General features: G+C 74.9%; 16 protein-coding genes and 1 tRNA gene. 10 read left to right on the top strand and 7 right to left on the bottom strand.

What is annotated here, in order from left to right:
• Positions 1–71: 71 nt before the first annotated feature.
• Both IE326_RS16695 and IE326_RS16690 read right to left on the bottom strand, forming a co-directional pair.
• The gene (locus IE326_RS16695; protein WP_190041903.1) at positions 72–1,463 is read right to left on the bottom strand and encodes a HAMP domain-containing sensor histidine kinase; all 1,392 of its coding nucleotides are present in this window, start codon (positions 1,461–1,463) and stop codon (positions 72–74) included.
• 70 nt (positions 1,464–1,533) lie between these two features.
• Positions 1,534–2,235, bottom strand: coding sequence for a response regulator transcription factor (locus tag IE326_RS16690; RefSeq protein ID WP_170313820.1), 702 nt, complete (start codon positions 2,233–2,235; stop codon positions 1,534–1,536).
• A gap of 79 nt (positions 2,236–2,314) precedes the next feature.
• Here IE326_RS16690 and IE326_RS16685 point away from each other — a divergent pair, with 79 nt between their 5' ends.
• A complete protein-coding gene (locus IE326_RS16685) occupies positions 2,315–2,932 on the top strand; it encodes a hypothetical protein (protein ID WP_190042272.1) in 618 nt (205 codons plus the stop codon).
• A 9-nt stretch (positions 2,933–2,941) separates the two neighbouring features.
• Here the strand turns inward: IE326_RS16685 and IE326_RS16680 are convergent, their stop codons facing one another.
• The gene (locus IE326_RS16680) at positions 2,942–3,802 is read right to left on the bottom strand and encodes a spermidine synthase (RefSeq protein ID WP_190041902.1); all 861 of its coding nucleotides are present in this window, start codon (positions 3,800–3,802) and stop codon (positions 2,942–2,944) included.
• A 33-nt stretch (positions 3,803–3,835) separates the two neighbouring features.
• Positions 3,836–4,291, bottom strand: coding sequence for a hypothetical protein (locus IE326_RS16675; protein ID WP_373310235.1), 456 nt, complete (start codon positions 4,289–4,291; stop codon positions 3,836–3,838).
• A gap of 348 nt (positions 4,292–4,639) precedes the next feature.
• On the opposite strand from IE326_RS16675, the gene IE326_RS16670 reads away from it, so the two are divergent.
• Positions 4,640–5,929 (top strand): NsdA family TPR-like regulatory protein, encoded by a 1,290-nt coding sequence (locus IE326_RS16670; protein WP_190041900.1) that lies wholly within the window; start codon positions 4,640–4,642, stop codon positions 5,927–5,929.
• Between the two features lie 267 nt (positions 5,930–6,196).
• On the opposite strand, the gene IE326_RS16665 is transcribed toward IE326_RS16670, so the two are convergent.
• On the bottom strand, positions 6,197–6,793 hold the full coding sequence (locus IE326_RS16665) for a histidine phosphatase family protein (RefSeq protein ID WP_190041899.1): 597 nt from the start codon (positions 6,791–6,793) through the stop codon (positions 6,197–6,199).
• A 179-nt stretch (positions 6,794–6,972) separates the two neighbouring features.
• Between IE326_RS16665 and IE326_RS16660 the strand changes: the two genes are divergently transcribed.
• From IE326_RS16660 to IE326_RS16635, 6 genes are all read left to right on the top strand, one after another.
• The gene (locus IE326_RS16660) at positions 6,973–8,130 is read left to right on the top strand and encodes a hypothetical protein (RefSeq protein WP_190041898.1); all 1,158 of its coding nucleotides are present in this window, start codon (positions 6,973–6,975) and stop codon (positions 8,128–8,130) included.
• Complete coding sequence (locus IE326_RS16655) at positions 8,121–9,698, top strand: hypothetical protein (protein WP_190041897.1); 1,578 nt, start codon at positions 8,121–8,123, stop codon at positions 9,696–9,698. Before IE326_RS16660 ends, IE326_RS16655 begins: the two co-directional genes overlap by 10 nt.
• The gene (locus IE326_RS16650; protein ID WP_150228333.1) at positions 9,695–11,041 is read left to right on the top strand and encodes an AAA domain-containing protein; all 1,347 of its coding nucleotides are present in this window, start codon (positions 9,695–9,697) and stop codon (positions 11,039–11,041) included. The genes IE326_RS16655 and IE326_RS16650 overlap by 4 nt, the downstream gene beginning before the upstream one ends.
• A 109-nt stretch (positions 11,042–11,150) precedes the next feature.
• Entirely contained in the window at positions 11,151–11,507 is a 357-nt protein-coding gene (locus IE326_RS16645; RefSeq protein ID WP_030759286.1) for a DUF8844 domain-containing protein, read from the top strand.
• Between the two features lie 260 nt (positions 11,508–11,767).
• Positions 11,768–12,421 carry a hypothetical protein gene (locus IE326_RS16640; RefSeq protein ID WP_150228334.1) on the top strand — a complete coding sequence of 218 codons (654 nt, stop codon included), beginning with the start codon at positions 11,768–11,770 and terminating at the stop codon, positions 12,419–12,421.
• A tRNA-Lys gene (locus IE326_RS16635) sits at positions 12,412–12,485 on the top strand. The genes IE326_RS16640 and IE326_RS16635 overlap by 10 nt, the downstream gene beginning before the upstream one ends.
• Positions 12,486–12,602: 117 nt before the next feature.
• Here IE326_RS16635 and IE326_RS16630 read toward each other — a convergent pair.
• Positions 12,603–13,880 (bottom strand): M6 family metalloprotease domain-containing protein, encoded by a 1,278-nt coding sequence (locus tag IE326_RS16630; protein WP_373310207.1) that lies wholly within the window; start codon positions 13,878–13,880, stop codon positions 12,603–12,605.
• A gap of 327 nt (positions 13,881–14,207) precedes the next feature.
• On the opposite strand from IE326_RS16630, the gene IE326_RS16625 reads away from it, so the two are divergent.
• Positions 14,208–16,106, top strand: coding sequence for a putative bifunctional diguanylate cyclase/phosphodiesterase (locus IE326_RS16625; RefSeq protein ID WP_268982992.1), 1,899 nt, complete (start codon positions 14,208–14,210; stop codon positions 16,104–16,106).
• 19 nt (positions 16,107–16,125) lie between these two features.
• On the top strand, positions 16,126–17,235 hold the full coding sequence (locus IE326_RS40670) for a thermonuclease family protein (protein ID WP_229915367.1): 1,110 nt from the start codon (positions 16,126–16,128) through the stop codon (positions 17,233–17,235).
• Between the two features lie 114 nt (positions 17,236–17,349).
• On the opposite strand, the gene IE326_RS16615 is transcribed toward IE326_RS40670, so the two are convergent.
• The gene (locus IE326_RS16615) at positions 17,350–19,062 is read right to left on the bottom strand and encodes a glycosyl hydrolase family 18 protein (RefSeq protein ID WP_150228337.1); all 1,713 of its coding nucleotides are present in this window, start codon (positions 19,060–19,062) and stop codon (positions 17,350–17,352) included.
• Positions 19,063–19,143 lie beyond the last annotated feature (81 nt).

Raw genomic sequence — 19,143 nt, 5'->3', positions numbered from 1 at the left:
AATGCCTTACTGCGGGAAGGGGTTGGGATTCTTAGGGTCCGCTTAAGGAAGCCATCACCACGGGCAAAGGTTCAGCGGCGCGGAGCCTTGCGGCGGCGGGCCGGGCGGTGCGAGCGGCGGCCTCCGGAGCCGTCGGCGCGGTGCGCGCCGAGTCCGATCCAGATGCGCACCTCCGTGCCGCCGAGGACCGAACGGCCGATGCGGACGTCGCCGCCGGTCGCCTCCGCCATGCGGCGCGCGATGTCGAGGCCGAGGCCCGTGGAGCCGTCGCGGGCCCCGCTGTTGCCCCGGGCGAGCGCGGCGGCCGGGTCGGCGATCCCGGGGCCCGCGTCCGAGACCAGGACGATGACCGCGTCCTCGCCGTTGTGGACGTCCACGGAGAAGGCCGTGCCCTCGGGGGTGTGCCGGAAGACGTTGCCGAGCAGGGCGTCGAGGGCGGCGACGAGTTCGGGGCGCGCCACCGGGATGCGTACCGGCCGCTCGACCCCCGCGAGACGGACGAGCCGCCCCTCGTCCTCGGCGAGCGCGGACCAGAACTCCATCCGCTCGCGCACCACTTCGGCGGCGTCGCAGCCCGCGCCGGGACCGGTCGGCGGGGTCGTCTGCGGCTTCGCCTCGCGGGCGGTGCGGATGATCGTGTCCACCTCGCGCTCCAACTGCTCGACGGCGGCCCGGGTCTGCTCGGCGGCGGGGCCGGAACCGAGGGAGGCGGCGTTGAGGCGGAGCACGGTGAGCGGGGTGCGCAGCCGGTGGGAGAGGTCGGCGGCGAGCTCCCGCTCGTTGGCGAGGAGCTGGACGACCTGGTCGGCCATGGAGTTGAAGGCGACGGCGGCCGACTTGAGCTCGGGCGGGCCCTCCTCCGCGACCCGGACGCCGAGCCGCCCCTCCCCCAGCTCGTGGGCGGCGCCGGCGAGCCGCTGGGCGGGGCGGACCATGCGGACGCCGAGCCGGTCGGCGACGGCGAGCGAGCCGACGATCAGGGCGACGCCGACCCCGGCGAGGACGAGCCAGGCGGTGGCGACGCCGTTGGTGACCTCGGCCTCGGGGACGAACAGCTCGACGACCGCGACCTGCCCGGAGCTGAGCGCGGTCGGCTGGAGCAGGGCGTAGCCGCCGGGGACCTCGGCGATGGACGCGCGGCCGAGGGTGCGGGTGGCGGCCAGCTCCTCGGCGCCCGCCCGGCGGGTGCCGATCTCCAGGGCCTGGCCGCCGGGTTCGGCGGCGGGCACGTGCACGGCGAGCCGGCCGGCGGCCCCGTCCTCCGTGGTGGCGACGGCCTTCTCCAGCTCCGTCCGGTCGGTGGTGATGGCGAGGACCGGGGCGAGCCCGGCGCCGCGCCGCTCCGCGTTGGAGAAGGCCCGGTCGCGGGCCATCTCCTTGACGACGAGGCCGAGCGGGACGGCGAAGGCGATGACGACCATGGCGGTGACCGCCAGCGACACCTTGACGAGGGCCCACCTCACGGCCGGTCCCCCGTCCGCCGCGCCTTCCGGATCCGCCGCGCCTTCCGGGTCTCCCGGCGGGTGCCGGGCCTCACGGCAGGTGCTCCCGGGGCGGTTCCAGCTTCACGCCGACGCCGCGCAGGGTGTGGAGGTAGCGGGGCCGGGCCGCCGTCTCGCCCAGCTTCCGCCGCAGCCACGACAGGTGGACGTCGATCGTCTGGTCGTCCCCGTACGCCTGCTGCCACACCTCGGCGAGCAGCTCCTTGCGCGGGACGACCACGCCGGGCCGCCCGGCGAGGAAGGCCAGCAGGTCGAACTCGCGCCGGGTCAGGTCGAGCGGGACGCCGTCCAGCTCGGCCTGGCGGCGCAGCGGGTCGATGGCGAGCCCGCCGACCCGGATCTCCGTGGTCGGCGCCGCCTCCCCGGCCACGGACCGGGCGCGGCGCAGCACGGCGGCCATCCGGGCGGTGAGGTGCTCGACGGAGAACGGTTTCACCAGGTAGTCGTCGGCACCGGCGTGCAGCAGCCGGACGATCTCCGCCTCGTCGTCCCGGGCGGTCGCGATGATCACCGGTACGTCGGTGATGCCGCGCAGCATCTTCAGCGCCTCGGACCCGTCCAGATCGGGCAGACCGAGGTCCAGGACGACCACGTCGAAACGGAAATGGGCGACCTCGCGCAGCGCCTCCAGGGCCGTACCGACGCTCCGTACCGTGTAGGAGGCGTCGGTCAGCTGCCGGATGAGGGCCGAGCGCACGAACTGGTCGTCCTCGACCACGAGCACACTTGCCATGGGCCGCACCGTACGCCATCCGGGGGACGCCGCGGTCAGGGTCCACCTCCCGGCCCGCCCCGGCCCGGCGTGGGGCAAGATGGCCCGGATGCGAAGAGGACTCGTTCACGCCCTGGCCTGGTCGCTCGCCACCGGCGCGGCGGTCACGCTCTCCTGGTGGGGGGTGCACACGGTGCTGTCCGGCACGGTCTACGACCCGCCGCGCGCCCTGCCCCTGCCGGTCGGCACCACCCCGGGCGACCTCGTCCCCGCCGAGACCGCCATCGGCGACCCGGCCACGTCCTCGACCCGCCGGCCGGTGCCCGAGTCCCCCTCCACCGCTCCCCCGTCGTCCGCCCCCGCGACCGGGGCCCCGAAGGCCACCCGCCCGGCCCTCGCCCCCTCCCGCACCCCGTCCCCGGACCCGGTCCCCGATCCGTCCCCGACGACGGGGAGCACCTCCGCCCCGGCCGCCGGCGGGGACTCCTCCTCGCAGGTGAAGAGTTACGCGGTGGACGGCGGCCGGGTCACCTTCGACCTCGGCGAGACCTCCGCCGAGCTGGTCTCCGCGACCCCGGCCTCGGGCTGGCAGATGCAGGTGTGGAAGCAGCCGACCTGGATCCGGGTGACCTTCACCCAGGGCGGCCGCGAGCTGTCCGTCTTCTGCCTGTGGCACGACTCGGCGCCCCGCGTCCAGATCGAGGAACGCGCGGCCTGACCGGCCCGGTCAGCGGAAGACGGACGGCGGCGGGGCCGGGGACGCCTTCGCGGTCGCGTCGGTGACCGGGACGGCACCGCCGGTGAAGTCGGCGAGGGCCCGGCCGTGCTCGACGCGGCCCGGGTGCGGGTCGGTGGCGACCCGGCGGGTCAGGTCGGCGACGGCGAGCTCGCGGTCGGAGGCGACCAGGACGGCGTTCCCGAAGCGGCGGCCGCGCAGCACGGTCGGATCCGCGATCAGGGCCAGCTCGGCGAAGAGGCCGGCGGCGGTGGCGATCTGGCCGCGGAGATGGGCGAGCGGCGGACCGTCGGCGAGGTTCGCGGCGTACGTGCCCCCGGGCCGCAGGGCGCGCTTCACCTCGCCCAGGAACTCGGCGCTGGTCAGGTGGGCGGGGGTGCGGGCGCCGCGGAAGACGTCCGCGATGATCAGATCGGCCCAGCCGTCGGGCACCTTGGCGAGCCCGGCGCGGGCGTCGGTGGCGCGGATCCGGATCCGGGCGCCGGGGTCGAGCGGCAGCTCGCGGCGGACGAAGCGGACGAGGGGCTCGTCGATCTCCACGACCTGCTGGGTGGAGCGGGGCCGGGTCGCGGCGACGTACCGGGCGAGGGTGAGGGCGCCGCCGCCGAGGTGCACGGCCTGGAGGGGGCGGCCGGGCGGGGCGGCGAGGTCGGCGACGTGGCCGAGCCGCCGCTGGTACTCGAAGGTGAGGGCGGCGGGGTCGTCGAGGTCCACGTGGGACTGCGGGGCGCCGTCGAGGAGGAGCGTCCAGGCACGGGGACGGTCGCGGTCGGGTATCAGTTCGGCGAGCCCGCCGTCGACGGTCTCGGTGGCGGCGGCCGCCGCCCGCTCGCGCTGCTTGTTCCTGGCCATCCGTCCATTATCGGCGGGACCGGGGCGCGGCGTTCAGTGACAGCCGTCGGCCGCCTCGATGAGGCGGGCCGCCTCGCCGAGGGCGCGGCGCAGGTCGGCGGGGTCGGTGACCGGGCCGGTGTCGCCGGGGGGCAGCAGCCAGCCGGCCGGGCGGGGGGCGTCCCCGGCGGGCTCGGGCAGCTCGGGGAGCTCCGGGAGGCGCAGGCCGCGCCCGGAGGTGCGGGTACAGGCGCTGCCGGGCAGGTCCCAGGCGGCGGCGGTGCCGGGCGGGACGAGGAAGCCGAGGGTGTCGCAGGCGCCGTCGTGGAGCACGGGCCCGACGGCCGGGACGCCCCGGCGGCGGAGGATGTCGACGGCCTCCAGGCCCTGCCGGGCGGGCACGGTCACCAGGTCGCAGGGCTCGACGCCGCCGGTGACCCGCACGGTCGCGGCGGCGGCCGGCACGGTCGGGGCGGCGGGGAGCGACATGGTCGCGGCGGCGGGCGGCATGGTCGCGGCGGTCGTCACGGGCGACGCGGTGGCCATCGCGGTGGTCTTCATGGGCGACGCGGTCGGCATCGTGGTCGTCGCGGTCGGCACGGTGGTCTCGAAAGGCGCGGCGTTCTCGGACATGGACCCCTCCTCGCTTCCCAGAGGAGACACGTTCTGTCTCTCCCATACGGTTCAACGCCCCCGCGCGTCAACGGCTACGGCGGCACGCCGCCGCAAAGGATGGCAGTTCATGGCAGATCGCAGGCGAGATATCCGATTTGTAGCCAAACTCAACGTACTCGACCGGTCACAGAAGGTACGTTCTTGCCGCCGGAACACCCGGCAGCACCAGGAGAGGGCTCGGCCATGTCCATGCCACGGGCAGTTCCCAATCTCGCCTTCCGACGGCTCCGCGGACAGCACTCCCCGGGGGAGTTCGCCGCCATGGTCCGCCGGGCGGCACGGGAGATCGGCGAACAGGTCGCGTGCGACGCCCGCTACATCGGGCGCGTGGAGGCGGGTGAGATCCGCTGCCCGAACTACGCGTACGAGCGGGTCTTCCTGCACATGTTCCCCGGGCTGACCCTTGCCGACCTGGGTTTCTCCGCACGGGAGACGGTACGCGGCCGACGGCAGGCCGCACCGTCCGGGGCCCCCCGGCCCCCCGTCCTCCCGACCCGGAACGATGAGGAGAGCGACGTGCTGCGTCGCGCATTCATGACGAGCGGCACCGCCACCCTGGCGGCCGTCTCCTGGGGAATCGGCTCCACCGCGGCCGCGATCCCCAGCCCCCGCGGCACCCGCCGCATCGGCGAGACCGAGGTCCTCGCCGTCGAGGACGCCGTACGGCGGATCCGCCTGCTCGACGACCGGCACGGCGCCGACGGGCTCTACAAGGTCGCCGCCCAGCCGCTGCGCACCGCCTACGACCTGCTCGACCAGGGCACCGCGGCCCGCCGCTCCACCGAGGACCGGCTGCTCGCCGGCGCCGGCGAACTGTCCCTCTCCGTCGGCTGGCTCGCCCACGACTCCGGCCGCCACGAGGACGCCCGCTCCCACTACGCCGAGGCCCTCGCCACCGCCCGGGTCTCCGGGAACGCGGCCCTGGAGGCGCACGCCTTCTGCAACACGTCCTTCCTCGCCCGCGACACCGGCCGCTACCGCGAGGCCGTCCGCGCCGCCCAGGCCGGCCTGCGCGCCGCCGGGCCGCTCGGCTCCGACCGGCTCCTCGCCCTGCTCTCCCTGCGGGAGGCCGCCGCCTGGGCCGGACTCGGCGACCGCTCCACCGCCGAACAGTGCCTCGGCCGCGCCCACGAGCACTTCGGCCGCGGCCACGCCGACCAGGACCCCGAGTGGATGTCCTTCTTCGGCGAACCCGAACTGGAGGCCCTGGAGGCCCACTGCTGGGCCGCCCTCGGCGACTGGAGCCGCGCCGCCCGCCACTCGTACCGCGCCACCGTCCTCCAGCACCCCCGCTTCGCCCGCAACCTCGCCCTCTACCGCGCCCAGCTCGCCGGCAACCTCGCCCGCGCCGGCCGCCGCGACGAGGCCGAGGCGGAGGCACGGCGCGTGGCGGACTCGCTGGACGACGGGATCGCGTCGGCACGGATCCGGGGGCTGCTGGCGGAGACGCGGCTCATCCTCACGGGGGCGTGAGGGAGGGGATGTTGGCTCCAGGATCCCGGATCCAACATCCAACATCCGATATCCAACATCCTGGATCTTGGATCCGGCATCCCGGATCCGACACCCAACATCGGGATCCAGGATCCAACCTCCGGGATCCAACCTCCGGGATCCAACCTCCGGGATCCGACACCCCGGATCCAATGTTCAGGAGATCGGAGATCGGAGGTCGGAGGTCGGAGGTCGGATCCGATGTCCCGGATCCGACCCCCCTGATCCCGGATCCCTGATCCCGGATCAGCCCTCCAGGTGCCCCGTGTCGTTCCACCGCTCGATCGCCGGCGCCCCGTACGCCCAGCCGAGGACCGACAGGCTCGTCGGGTCGAGGCGGATGCGGGCGGCGAAGGAGACGTCCTCGCCGAGCCAGCGGGCGCCGATGGAGCGCAGGATGTGGCCGTGGGCGAAGACCAGGACGTCGCGGTCGGCGGAGCGGGCCCACTCGACGACCTGGTCGGCGCGGGCGGAGAGCTGGGCGAGGGACTCGCCGTCCGGGACGGCGTCGCGCCAGATCAGCCAGCCGGGGCGGAGTTTCTGGATCTGGGCGGGGGTCAGGCCCTCGTAAGCGCCGTAGTCCCACTCCATCAGGGCGTCCCAGGGTTCGGCGCGGTCGCCGAAGCCGGCCAGGGCGCAGGTCTCGCTCGCGCGGACCAGGGGGCTGGTGCGGACCTCGACGCCGGGCAGGCCCTGCCAGGGGCCCCGGTGCAGGCGCTCGCCGAGCAGGGCGGCGCCGCGCCGGCCCTCGTCGAGCAGCGGGATGTCGGTCCTGCCGGTGTGCCGTCCGAGCAGCGACCACTCGGTCTGGCCGTGTCGGGCGAGCAGGATGCGCGGTGCCATGGGTGGGGCTCTCCAGATCGTGCACGGGTGCGGAAGCGGAACGGGCCCTTTCGGCGGGTGCCTCCGGGGCCTCCTGAGGGGGGTCTCCATCATCCCGCAGGTGGCCCGGGCGCGAACTCCCGGTGTCCCCCGGGCGGAACGCACCCGCGTTGTCAGTGGCGGATGGGAGACTTCCGCGGGTGAGCGCTTCCCTGGACGACGGCCGGTCGCGGCCGGCGCAGACGACGGACCCCGTCCCGACCCCGGCGAGCCGGCGCAGGACGCGGGAGAGACTCGCCGAGCTGCGCGGACCCTCGGTACCACCGCGTCCGCTGGACGCGCGGGCACTGGCCGCGCTGGCCGCGAACCCGGGGTGCCGCCGCCGGGCGCTGCTCGACGGCGCGGGCGTGGACAAGGGGGCGCTGGCGTCGCGGCTGGGTTCCCCGGCGCCGTTCGGCCAGTCGCAGTTCGCGATCGTGCGGGGCAACAGCTTCGAGGCGAAGGTGAAGGCGGACGGCGGGCGCGAACTGCTGCGGCTGTTCGGCGTGGAGGACCCGGGGACGGTCTCGGTGCCCGAGCTGTCGGCGTCCGGGCCCGAGGGGCGGACGGCGCGGACGGCGCTGGCGCTGCGCGAGGCGACCGCGGCCGGCGGGTGGACGCTGCTCGACCATCCGCTGCTGACCCTGGAGGTGGCGGGTTCCCCCGTGCACCTGGAGCCGGACGCGGTGGTGGTGGACCCGGCCGGGCGGTGGACGGTCGTGGAGATCAAGTCCTTCCCGATGCTGGACGGGGCCGCGGACGCGGCGAAGGTGGGCGCGGCGGCCCGGCAGGCGGCCGTGTACGTGCTGGCGCTCGAACGGGTCGCGGCGGTCACCGAAGGGGCCGAGGTCGGCCACGGGGTGCTGCTGGTCTGCCCGAAGGACTTCTCGAACCTGCCGACGGCGTCGGTGGTGGACGTGCGCAGGCAGCGGGCGGTGACCCGGCGGCAGCTGGACCGGCTGACCCGCGTCGAGGAGATCGCCGGCGCCCTGCCGGAGGGACTGACCTTCGACGTGCGGGAGCGTTCGGCGGAGGAGTTGTCGGCGGCGGTGGAGGCGGTGCCCCACGCGTACGCGCCGGAGTGCCTGGCCGCGTGCGAGCTGGGCTTCCACTGCCGGGGGCGGGCCCGGGAGGCGGGCGAGGTGCAGACCCTGGGGCGTTCGGTGCGGGGCGAGCTGGGGGCGCTGACCACGGTCGGCGCGGTGCTGGCCGCCGCGCGGGGCGAGGCGGGCGACCCGGAGGACCCGGCGGTGGCGGCGCTGCGCCGGGCGCGGGCCCTGCGGCAGGAAGCGCTGACGGAGGCCGCCGCATGTCGCTGATCGCGCACCTGGCGCGGATGGAGGCCGTCGAGTCGGGCCGGGCGCAGCCCCTGGCGACCGTCCGGCACCGGCACCTGTCCGAACGGCCCCTCGTGCTCGTGCCGCTGACCACCGCCGGTGAGGCCGGGGCCCCGCTGGGGGCGCTCGTCGGCACCGGCCCGGACGAGCCGCGGCTCCTCGTGGTGCCGCAGCCGCGGGACCGGGAGCTGCGGTTCGCGTTCCTCGCCGAACTGGCCGAGGAGGTGCTGCCGTACGTCGACGGGTACGCGGACGCCGTGGAGCCGGTGGAGCGGAAGGACCCCGCCACCGGCGAGAAGGTGCAGGTCGAACTCTGCCTGGACGCGCCGCAGCTGATCGTGCCGAGCCGGGCCGGGATCGAGTACGTACGGCTCCTGGGGCGGTCGACGCGGTTCCGGCGGACCGCCGAGCAGGACCCGGACACGCCGTATCCGGCGCCGCCGCGGGTGCCGCTGCTCGGCCGCTGGCTGACGCACTACGGGGAGCGGGCCCGGGTGCCCGGCTCCTCGCTGCTGCTCGCGGCGACCGACCTGCTGAACCGGCACTGGGCGACCGGGCAGTCCTCCCTGGAGGACCAGCACCTGGGGGCGCTGCTCGCCTGGATCGACCCGTACGACGACGAGCCGGGCGCCGAGGCCGCGTACCGGGCGGAGCTGGGGCGGGACTCCCGGGGGCAGCTGCTGTGCCCGCCGGCCGGACCCGCGACCGACCCGGCCTTCGACAACCGGCTGCTGGCGCCCGCGATCGAGGCGTACGACCGGGCCCGGCAGGCGGTCGGCGCCGCCGAGGACGGCGAGACGGCGGACGCGGCCCTCGCCGCCCTGCACCGGGCCGAGCGCGAGGTCCGCCGCCTCGTGGTCTCGCAGCTGAAGCCGACGTGGGACGCGACCTGGCGGGCGCTCGGCCTGCTGCGGGAGCTGCCCGAGGGGGCCCGGGTCGCCGACCGGTGGACCCGCGACCGCTGGTCGTTCACCGGGCACCGGGACAAGGTCGCGGCCGGGGAGCCGCCGCAGCCGCGCCGCGACGACGCCGTGACGGCCGCCGCGAAGCTCGCCGCGCGCGAGCAGGCCCAGGGGCGGCTGGACGCGCAGGAGGCCCTGGACGATCCGCTGGTGCTGGCCGGACGGCGGCTGGCGGGCGAGGCGTTCACCGGCGAGGTCGTCGAGGTGACCCCGGCGTGGACGGAGGCGCGGCGGCCCGCGCCCCGCCCGCTGCTGACGTTCCGCACCGACGACCGGCCTCGGCTGGAGCCGGGCACGAAGGTGTACCGCTCGCTCGACGGCAGGCCGCAGACGGCGGAGTTCGTGGCCCCCGAGGAGGACGGGGCGCTGGTGCTGCGGCTCCTCGACAAGATGGGCCGGGCGAAGGAGCCCGCGGAGGGCACGGTGCCGGAGAAGGGCGAGCGGATCGCCTGGACCCTCTTCGAGCACGACCAGCGGACGGGTCCGAAGCTGCCCGCCCCGGAGGACACGCCGTGGACCCACGGCGGCCCGCCGCGCTCCGCCGACGGCGAACTCCCCGACGCCGTGACCCCCGAGGACCTGCTGTGACCGTGTACGACCCCGCCGTGCCCGACCCGGCCGAGGCCGCCGCGAAGGCGACGGCGGAGATCCTGGAGTCCACCCTGCGCTCCGCCGCGCGGGGCGTCGTCGTCGACTCCCCGCCGGGCGCGGGCAAGTCCACCCTCGTGGTGCGCGCCGCGCTCGAACTGGCCGCCGCGGGGCGCCCCCTGATGGTGGTGGCGCAGACCAACGCGCAGGTGGACGACCTGGTGCTGCGGCTCGCCGAGAAGGAGCCCGGCCTGGAGGTGGGCCGGCTGCACTCCAGCGACGGCGACCCGTACGACAAGGCGCTCGACGCGCTGGAACAGGTGCGGAAGTCGGCGAAGGCCGGGGACCTCGCCGGGCTGCCGGTGGTGGTCTCGACGGCCGCCAAGTGGGCGCACGTGAAGAACGTGGAGCCGTGGGCGCACGCGATCGTCGACGAGGCATACCAGATGCGGTCGGACGCGCTGCTGGCGGTGGCGGGGCTCTTCGAGCGGGCCCTGTTCGTGGGCGACCCGGGGCAGCTGGACCCGTTCTCGGTGGTGGGCGCGGACCAGTGGGCGGGGCTCTCGTACGACCCCTCGGCGAGCGCCGTGTCGACGCTGCTCGCGCACAATCCGGAGCTGCCGCAGCACCGGCTGCCGGTCTCCTGGCGGCTGCCCGCCTCGGCGGCGCCCCTGGTGTCGGACGCCTTCTACCCGTACACGCCGTTCCGTTCCGGCACCGGCCCCGGCGACCGGCGGCTCTCCTTCGGGGTGGCCTCCGACGGCTCGGCCCCCGACCGGGTCCTGGACGAGGCCGCGGAGTCCGGCTGGGGCCTGCTCGAACTCCCCGCCCGGAACACCCCGCGCACCGACCCGGAGGCCGTCCACGCGGTCGCGCTGCTGGTCCGCCGCCTGCTGGACCGGGGCGGCGCGGCGGTGAGCGAGCGCGCCGAGGAGCCCGTGCCGCTGACCGCCGGCCGGATCGCGGTGGGGACCGCCCACCGCGACCAGGCGGCGGCGGTCCGCGCGGCCCTCGCGGAGCTCGGCGTGTCCGGGGTGACGGTCGACACGGCCAACCGCCTCCAGGGCCGCGAGTACGACGTCACGGTCGTCCTCCACCCCCTCTCGGGCCGCCCCGACGCGACCGCCTTCCACCTGGAGACCGGTCGCCTCTGCGTGCTGGCCTCCCGCCACCGCCACGCCTGCGTCGTCGTCTGCCGCGCCGGCGTCACCGACCTCCTCGACGAGCACCCGTCGACGGAACCGGTCCAGCTGGGCGTCGCCGTGAAGTTCCCCGACGGCTGGGAGGCCAACCACGCGGTCCTGTCCCACCTGTCGGAGCACCGGGTGTCCTGGACGCCGTGACTCCGGTGCCGGCCCCACGGGGCACGCCTCCGGGCGGTCTTGCGGGGCGCGGGAGAATGGTGGGTGGTCCGGGTGTCCGGGCCGTGCGCGTGCGAAGAGGAGCTGAACGATGGCGGAATCCGCGGAGCGGAGCGGACAGCGGCGGCTGCGGCCGGCGCCCCTGGTCTTCGAGCCTGCCGAGGCGACCGCCGACCCCGAGCACTTCTTCGACCTGGAGTCGATCGAGGACCCGAAGGAGCTGCTGGCCCGGGCGACCGAGCTGACGCTGGCCTTCCGGGCGGCGGCGGACCGGGCGGTCGAGTTCCAGGCGGTGGCGGCGGCGCAGCTCGCCGACCCGAAGCGGTTCGACCGGCTGACGGCGGCGGACGTGGCCGGGCGAGCCGCCTGGACCGAGGACTACGCGCGGAAGATGATCGAGTTCGGGCGGGACCTGATCCGGACGGAGGGGCGGCCCGCGGAGGACTGAGCCCCCGGGCCTGGGCGCACGGCGCGCGGCACGACGGGCCGCGCGCGGGGGCGGTGCGTACGGACCCCACGCACGGACCACACATACGGGTGGCGCGTGCGGAACACGCGTACGGAACGCGCGTGCGGAACAACCGTTCGGCATATGCCGGGGCGAACGATACTCCCCGGATCATGGCCCTGTCCGTGTTTCCCGGAGTTCCCCCGCAGTTTTCCGGAACTCTCGGCGTTCGCTCCGTCACGGCCGGTAGACCTGTCCGCATGACGACGACGACCTGGCTGCGCGACGAGACCCCGTCCACCCACGACGTCTTCCGTTTCCTGGGGACGGCGGGCGAGGAGCGGCACCAGACCGCCCGGGTCACCGCCGCCGGGGCCGCCTGGCTGGCCTCGGCCGCGGCGGGGCCCGCGGACCTCGGGACGGCGCTCGCGCGCTGGGAGGCGCGGCCGGAGTCCCCGGCGGTGCTGCCCTGCGGGACGGCCTTCGACGTCGTCAGCGTGGACCCGGTCTTCGGCCGGCGGATGCTGGACCGGCTGTGGGAGGAGGGGCCGGGCTCGGGCCCGGTGGCCGCGCACCGGGGACGGATGCTGCTCTTCGCCGCGCCGGGCACCGCCCAGCGGCTGCCCGCGCTCCTCGACTGGGAGGAGTGGGGCGAGGGCGTTCCCCGGCCGCTCTGTCACGGGACGGGCGACGCGGTGACCGTTCCGCCGCTGGTCCCGGCCGCCCCGGAGTCCTCCCGGCCGCGCTGGCTGGTCGCCCCGGACACCCGCAATCCCTGGCTCCCCGGCCCCGAGGTGATGCTCTGGGCCTGTGTCCGGGCGGCCCGGGCGGTTTCGGCGGCCGGTGTGCGGGTATCGATTTTTGCTCCCGCCGTTCAGGATGCTAATGTCTACGACGTCAGCAGGCGCCGCTAGCTCAGTTGGTTAGAGCAGCTGACTCTTAATCAGCGGGTCCGGGGTTCGAGTCCCTGGCGGCGCACCGACAGGAAGAGGCTCCTCGCGAAAGCGAGGGGCCTCTTCCGTTTGCCCGGGACCGCCGTGCGCCGGGGGTGCCGTGCGCCGGGATCACCGCGCGCGGAGTTCCGTGCGCCGGGGCTCAGAGGCCCGGCGGAGTGATCCGTACCGTCCAGACGCCGGCCCGGCTGCGGTCCGCGACCTCGATCCGGACGCCCGTGCCGGGCACCGTGAGCGTCTCGCCCACCTCCAGCGGGGCGTCCGCGAGCGGCGGGTAGACCGAGCGCTCCCAGCACGCCTCGGTGGCCGGGTGGCCGTCGACGACCTCGACCGGACCGTCGCCGGAGGCCGCGCGCGCCCGGACCCGGTAGACGAGGACGCCCTCGGTGCAGGTGTCGGCGTCGTTGCCGGTGGCGGCGCGGGCCTCGACCGCGAGGACGCTGTCGGGGCCGGTGCGGACCACCGCGAGCCGGGTGCCGCGCGCGGTCGGGGTCGCCGGGGCGGCGGAGACCGGCTCCAGGGCGACGACCCTCGGCTCCCCGTCCCGTACGCAGGCCACCTGCGAGCGGTCCAGCCAGCCGAGCTTCCACTTGTGCCAGCCGAAGGGGTCGGGGGCCAGCCCGAACTGGCTGCCCATGACGTCCCAGTCGCCCACGTGCGTGTCCCAGTCGCCCTTGCCGTCGGCGGGCCTGCGGTAGAGGTCGGGCAGGTCGAAGACGTGGCCCGTCTCGTGGGCGAGGACGTTCCGGTCCGGCGGGTGCCGCTCGAAGACCGTGACGACCCGGCGGATCTTCGCGCCGTCGGCCTCCACCGGCCGCTCCAGGTTGACCACCTTGGTGGCGTCCGAGTCCACGCCGGGCGCGTCCGGGTCGGCCACCAGATAGACGATGTCGTACCGGGAGAAGTCCACGGAGGCGTCGGCCGCAGCGATCGCGTCCCGCAGGTAGTCGGCCCGCTTCCCGGCGTCCCAGTCGCGCCGTATGTCGTACTCGGTGGACGGGCGGGGCATCGGCGTCCAGGCGTCCCGGGGGTGCGGGCGCAGGTCGAAGCGGCCGTAGGAGGCCCGCCGGAAGAACTCGGTGGTGCCCGGGAAGTGGTCGGCGGCCAGCTCCTCCGGGGTGGTCACCGGGGTGGCGTCCGGGAAGGACAGGAAGATCATGACCGCGTCGAGGGACCGCTCGGGGCGCGGATAGGAGCCGTTCCAGCTGTCGAGGCCGAGCGAGTGGTGCGCGGCGGTACGGGGCAGGGCGCAGGGACCGGCCGAGGGCGCGGCCGCGGCGGGCCCGGCGACCAGGCCGGTGGCCGCGAGGGCGGCGAGGGCGGTGAACGAGGCGGCTCCGGCGCGCAGCCGGGAGCGCTCCACTCCCCCGGGTGGCTGCTGACCCTCCACGTGGACCTCCGGTTCGCGAGTGCGGGACACCTCACCCACCTTGTGATGGTTCACGGTGTTTCGCATGTTTCCGCTGCCCCGGTCGGGTGAGGGAGTGGCGCAAGGGTGACGCCGGAGTGACATGTTCCATCTCACGGAAAGTCACATTCGGTCATTCCTGAGGCGCCATGTGTCAGCCCCGGGCGCAAACGGTCGCGCGGGAGGGCGCGCGGTGGCCGGCCTCACACCCGCCCGGCCCCCGGCCCACCGCCCCGGAGCTGGAACGCTCCCCCTGCTGGCTCTATGATCGGCACACTTGTCCCAGGCCGACCATTCCGACCACATGTGAACGGCCCCACTGCACCACGGGAGCGAGCGGTGAGCGGAACCCCCGAAGGACCGGTACACCCAGACCCGCCGGGCGTCCCGCCCGCCCGTCCGGTACTCACGGAGCGTGAACTCCGCGACTACCGAGCGGCCTTCCGCACCTCCCAGCTCGCCATGGCCCTCGTCGACCGGGACGGCCTGGTCGTCGCCGCCAACGACTCCCTCGGCGCCCTCCTCGGCACCGACAGCGCCGCCCTGCGCGAGCAGGCCGCCGCCGACCTCGTGGACCTCGCCGCCGACGGCCGCACCTGGCAGGCCTACCGCGAGGTGCTGCGCGGCCGCCGCTCCCGCTTCCGCTGCACCCGCCGGCTCAAGCACCCCGACGGGCGCAAGCTGTGGGCCGAGGTCACCGTCGCGCCCGTGCCCGACACCGGCCGGGTGCTGCTCTCCCTCACCGACATCAGCGACCGCCGCGAGCTCCAGGCCCGGCTCCGCCACCTCCAGATGCACGACCCGGTGACCCGCCTCCCCAACCGGGCGCTCTTCTTCGAACGGCTCTCGGCCGCGCTGGAGACGGCGGCGGCGGAGAGCGCGGAGCCGGACCGGCCCGCCTTCCCGTACGCGCCGCACGGCCAGGGCAGAACGGGGCGGATCGGCCTCTGCTACCTGGACCTCGACGGCTTCAAGGCGGTCAACGACACCCTCGGGCACCGGGTGGGCGACCGGCTGCTGGCCGCCGTCGCCGGCCGGCTCACCGAGTGCGCCGACAGCGCCGGCTACACCCGCAGCGGCGGCCTCCTCGTCGCCCGGCTCGGCGGTGACGAGTTCGCCGTCCTCGTCGAGGACTCCACCGGTACGGAACAGCTCGCCGACCTGGCCCGCTCGGTCCTGCACGCCCTTGAGCGGCCCTTCGACCTCGGCGGCCAGCGGCTCTCCGTCTCCGCCTCCATCGGCGTCGTCGAGCGCACCGCCGCCGGCACCACCGCCACCGGTCTGATGCAGGCCGCCGACACCACGCTGTACTGGGCGAAGGCCGACGGCAAGGGCCGCTGGACGCTCTTCGACCCCGAGCGCAACGCCCACCGGATCACCCGGCAGTCGCTCTCCTCCACGCTGCGGCCCGCCGTGGAGCGCGGGGAGTTCGCCCTGGAGTACCAGCCGCTGGTCGACCTCGCGGGCGGGGCGGTGCGCGGGGTCGAGGCGCTGGTCCGCTGGAACCACCCGCAGTTCGGCGTGCTCCCGCCGAATCGGTTCGTCGGGATCGCCGAGGAGGACGGCACGATCGTCGAACTCGGCCGCTGGGTGCTCCGCACCGCCTGCCGGCAGGCCCGCCAGTGGCAGAAGGACCACCCGCGCGAGCGCCCGCTCTTCGTCTCCGTCAACGTGGCGGTCCGCCAGGTCTGGGACTCCGACCTGGTGGCGGACGTCGCGGGGATCCTCGCCGAGACCGGCCTCGCCCCGCACCTGCTCCAGCTGGAGCTGACCGAGTCCGCCGTGATGGGCTCGGCGGGACGGCCCCTCCAGGCGCTCCAGGCGCTCAGCGACATGGGCGTGCGGATCGCCATCGACGACTTCGGCACCGGCTACTCGAACCTCGCCTACCTCAGCCGGCTGCCGGTCTCCGTCCTCAAGCTGGACGGCTCCTTCGTCCGCGGCTTCCAGGACGAGGAGCACGCCAACCCGGCGGACGAGCTGATCGTGGAGGCCCTCGTCCAGCTCGCCCACCGCCTCGGCCTGACGGTGACCGCCGAGTGCGTCGAGACCGTCGGCCAGGCCGCCCGCCTCCGCCGCATCGGCTGCGACACCGGCCAGGGCTGGCTCTACTCCCGCGCCGTCTCCCCCGACCACATCGCCGCGATGCTGGAGGGCACCACCCCCCTGCGGGTCTGCCCCCCGCCGGGGACCGGCGCCCGGCGGCGGTGCGGTCCCGGCGGTGCTGTACTGGAGTGACCCGCTCCGAGGAGGCGCCATGAGCCCCTCACCCCCGCCCGACCCCTCCGCCTGGCGCCGGAACGCCCCGCCGCCCCGCAGCCCCGGGCCGCGGCGGCCACGCAGGGGCGCGCGCTTCTGGTTCAAGGCGCTCGCCCTCGCCTTCGTCCTCTTCCTGGGCTTCGGGGCCCTGCTGGAAGCCGTCTCCCCCGACGAGGAGAGGACGGCGGACACCCCGGTCCGGGCCGTCGAGGATCCCCCGGGGACTACGGGGACGACGGGGACGACGGGGACCCCCGAAACCCCCGGGACGGCTGAGACGACCGAGGCGACCGAGGCGGCTGAGGTCGCCGAGACCACTGCGGCCACCGGGACCACCGGGGCGGCCGAGGCTCCCGAGACCTCCAGGGCCGCCGGAGCGGCCGAACCCCCCGGGACCACGGGGACAACAGGGACCACGGGGACCACAGAGCCTCCCCGTACCCCCGCGTCCCGCACCGCCGTGGTGACGCGGGTGGTCGACGGCGACACGGTCGAGGTGCGCGGGCGGGGGGCGGTCGTTCCCGCCGGGGCCGTCACGCGGGTCCGGCTGCTGGAGATCGACACGCCGGAGAAGGGCGAGTGCTTCGCCCGGGAGGCCACCGCGCGGACCCGCGCCCTGCTGCCCCCGGGGAGCACGGTCCGGCTGGAGCGGGACGACGAGCTGAAGGACCGGTACGGCCGTTATCTGCTCTACCTGTGGAACGAGGACGGCGTCTTCGTGAACGAGGCGCTGGTGCGGGGCGGCCACGCGAAGAGCGTGCTGTACCAGCCCAACGACAAGTACTGGTCCCGGATCTCCCGCGCGCAGTCCGCCGCCCGGAGCGCCGACGCCGGCCTGTGGGGCTCCTGCCCCGCCACCCCCGCCGTGCGCCCCACCACGGCCGCTCCCCCCACGACCGCCCCCAGGACGGCGGTTCCTCCCACGGCCGCTCCCACCACTCCCGCCGCCCCCGCGCCGCGGCGGACCGCGCCCGGCCTGCCGCCGGGGCCTCCCGCGGGCGTGCCCGACGTGGACTGCTCGGACCTGCCGGGTCCCGTGTGGGTCGGATCCGACGATCCCCACCGGCTCGACCGCGACGGCGACGGCATCGGCTGCGACTCCTCCTGAACGGCGCCGGTCCGGCGGCCCGCGCGCGCCCGGCTCCGGCATGGGACTGCCCCCGACCGGAGGGACATTCCGGGCGGGGGCAGTGGTTCAGGGGGTGTTACGGGCGGTCAGGGCTCAGCAGGCGCCGAGGTCCTGCCAGACGCCCCACTCGCCGGTCGTGCCGGGGGTCTCGTTCTGGGTCCACCACTTGGCCTTGTACTTGCGGCCGTTGTGGGAGACCTCGTTGCCCGTGTTGTAGACCGTGCCGGCGACGTAGGCCGGGACCGTGCCGCAGCCCGTGCCGGGCTGGGTGGTCGGCGGCGTGGTCGGCGGGGTGGTGGGGGGCGTGGTCGGCGGGGTGGTCGGAGGCGTGGTGGTGGGCGGGGTGGTCGGCGGGACGGAGGTGCCGCCGAGCGCGTCGTTGATCTGGCCCAGCAGGGTCGCCTTCTCGTCCAGGCCGAGGAGGGAGTACATCATCGCGCCGCCGAGGCCGCGCTGCTTGCCGTAGTTCACCCGCTCCTGGATGGACTTCTGGTTCAGGCCGGTGAAGAACTCGCCGTCCTTGTAGAAGTACGAGGACTTGGCCTGGTCGTCCCAGAAGGTGGTCGCCGCGTTGTCGACGATGCCGCCGAGCTCCTTGTAGTGCGCGATGCCGGCCTGCTGCGAGAGCGGGCGGACGTTGGAGCCGCCGGTGGCGGTCTGCGCGAGGCCGTTGGTGGTGCCGGCGGGCACGCCCTTCCAGCCGCGGTAGTAGAACTCGTAGCCCAGCGTCAGCTTGTTCGCGGGGAAGCCGCCGGCGATGCCGTAGGCCGGCTTGCCGTCGATCCAGGAGTCGATGGCGGCGTCGATGCTGTACTTCTCGGTGCCCGGCGCGATGACGTCGGTCGGGTCGTTCGAGCCGGAGTAGAGCGGGGACTGGTGGTACGTCGGCCCGTCGCCGTCCCAGGCGCCGTGCATGTCGTACGTCATGATGTTCGCGTAGTCGAGGTACGCGCCGATCTTGTCCGTCTCGATGTGCTTGATCTTGTCCTGGCCGGCCGGCATCGCCGCGGTCAGCAGGTACTTCTTGCCGCCGTTGGCCGCGCCGTACTCGTCGAGCTGCTTGCGGAACTCGGCGAGGAGCAGGGTGAAGTTCTGCTTGTCCTCGGGGGCGTAGTGGTTGCCCAGGTGGCCGCCGGAGGAGCCGGGGTACTCCCAGTCGATGTCGATGCCGTCGAAGATGCCGGCCGCGGTGCCGGGGCCGCCGAAGCCGCCCTCGACCGGGAGGTTGCCCTTGATGTACTGGTCGATGCAGGAGGAGACGAGCTTCTTGCGGCTCGCGTCCGTCTTGGCCGCGTCGCTGAAGTACTTGGAGTAGGTCCAGCCGCCGAGGGAGATGTTGATCTTCAGGTGGGGGTACTTCGCCTTCAGCTCCTTGAACTGGTTGAAGACGCCCACGATCGGCTGGTCCCACTTGTCGGCGACGCCGTCGACGGAGTCGGCCGCGGAGAAGGACTTCTGGTAGTCGGCGTAGGAGTCGCCCGCGCCGTCGCCCGCGTTCGGGTTGTTGTCGTCACCCGCGGCCTTGTTGGCCATGAAACACGTCAGGTTCGTCGGGTGGATGTTGCCGAACGAGTAGTTGATGATGTCGAGCTTGCTCGCGATGCCCCGCGTGTCGAGGTGCTTGGGGTAGAACGCGTTGCCGTACACGCTCCACTGGTCGTAGTACGCGATGCGCACCCCGCCGGCGGAGGCGGTGGTCGAGGCATCGGCGGCCTGGGCGGAGCCGAGGCCCGCCGTCGCGGCGAGGGCGCCGGCGGCGAGGGCCGAGCTGAGCAGCGCGGCGATCATGGACTTACGGGGGTGCACGAGCGTCCTCCGATGGGGGGTACTGGTGGTGCCGTACAAGGAGTTGGTGAAGTGATAGCCCCCGCGTGAACAGTGCGTCAA

The organism is Streptomyces filamentosus (genome assembly GCF_014654895.1).
Classification (GTDB): domain Bacteria; phylum Actinomycetota; class Actinomycetes; order Streptomycetales; family Streptomycetaceae; genus Streptomyces; species Streptomyces filamentosus.
The sequence above is the reverse complement of the archived record's forward strand: the minus strand, read 5'-3'. Positions and strand labels throughout refer to the sequence as shown.

Excerpts from the sequence above, each read along its gene's own strand:
- IE326_RS16690 (WP_170313820.1), bottom strand. The coding sequence starts at position 2,235 with ATGGCAAGTGTGCTCGTGGTCGAGGACGACCAGTTCGTGCGCTCGGCC.
- IE326_RS16685 (WP_190042272.1), top strand. The coding sequence starts at position 2,315 with ATGGCCCGGATGCGAAGAGGACTCGTTCACGCCCTGGCCTGGTCGCTC.
- IE326_RS16680 (WP_190041902.1), bottom strand. The coding sequence starts at position 3,802 with ATGGCCAGGAACAAGCAGCGCGAGCGGGCGGCGGCCGCCGCCACCGAG.
- IE326_RS16675 (WP_373310235.1), bottom strand. The coding sequence starts at position 4,291 with ATGCCGCCCGCCGCCGCGACCATGTCGCTCCCCGCCGCCCCGACCGTG.
- IE326_RS16670 (WP_190041900.1), top strand. The coding sequence starts at position 4,640 with ATGTCCATGCCACGGGCAGTTCCCAATCTCGCCTTCCGACGGCTCCGC.
- IE326_RS16665 (WP_190041899.1), bottom strand. The coding sequence starts at position 6,793 with ATGGCACCGCGCATCCTGCTCGCCCGACACGGCCAGACCGAGTGGTCG.
- IE326_RS16655 (WP_190041897.1), top strand. The coding sequence starts at position 8,121 with ATGTCGCTGATCGCGCACCTGGCGCGGATGGAGGCCGTCGAGTCGGGC.
- IE326_RS16645 (WP_030759286.1), top strand. The coding sequence starts at position 11,151 with ATGGCGGAATCCGCGGAGCGGAGCGGACAGCGGCGGCTGCGGCCGGCG.
- IE326_RS16640 (WP_150228334.1), top strand. The coding sequence starts at position 11,768 with ATGACGACGACGACCTGGCTGCGCGACGAGACCCCGTCCACCCACGAC.
- IE326_RS40670 (WP_229915367.1), top strand. The coding sequence starts at position 16,126 with ATGAGCCCCTCACCCCCGCCCGACCCCTCCGCCTGGCGCCGGAACGCC.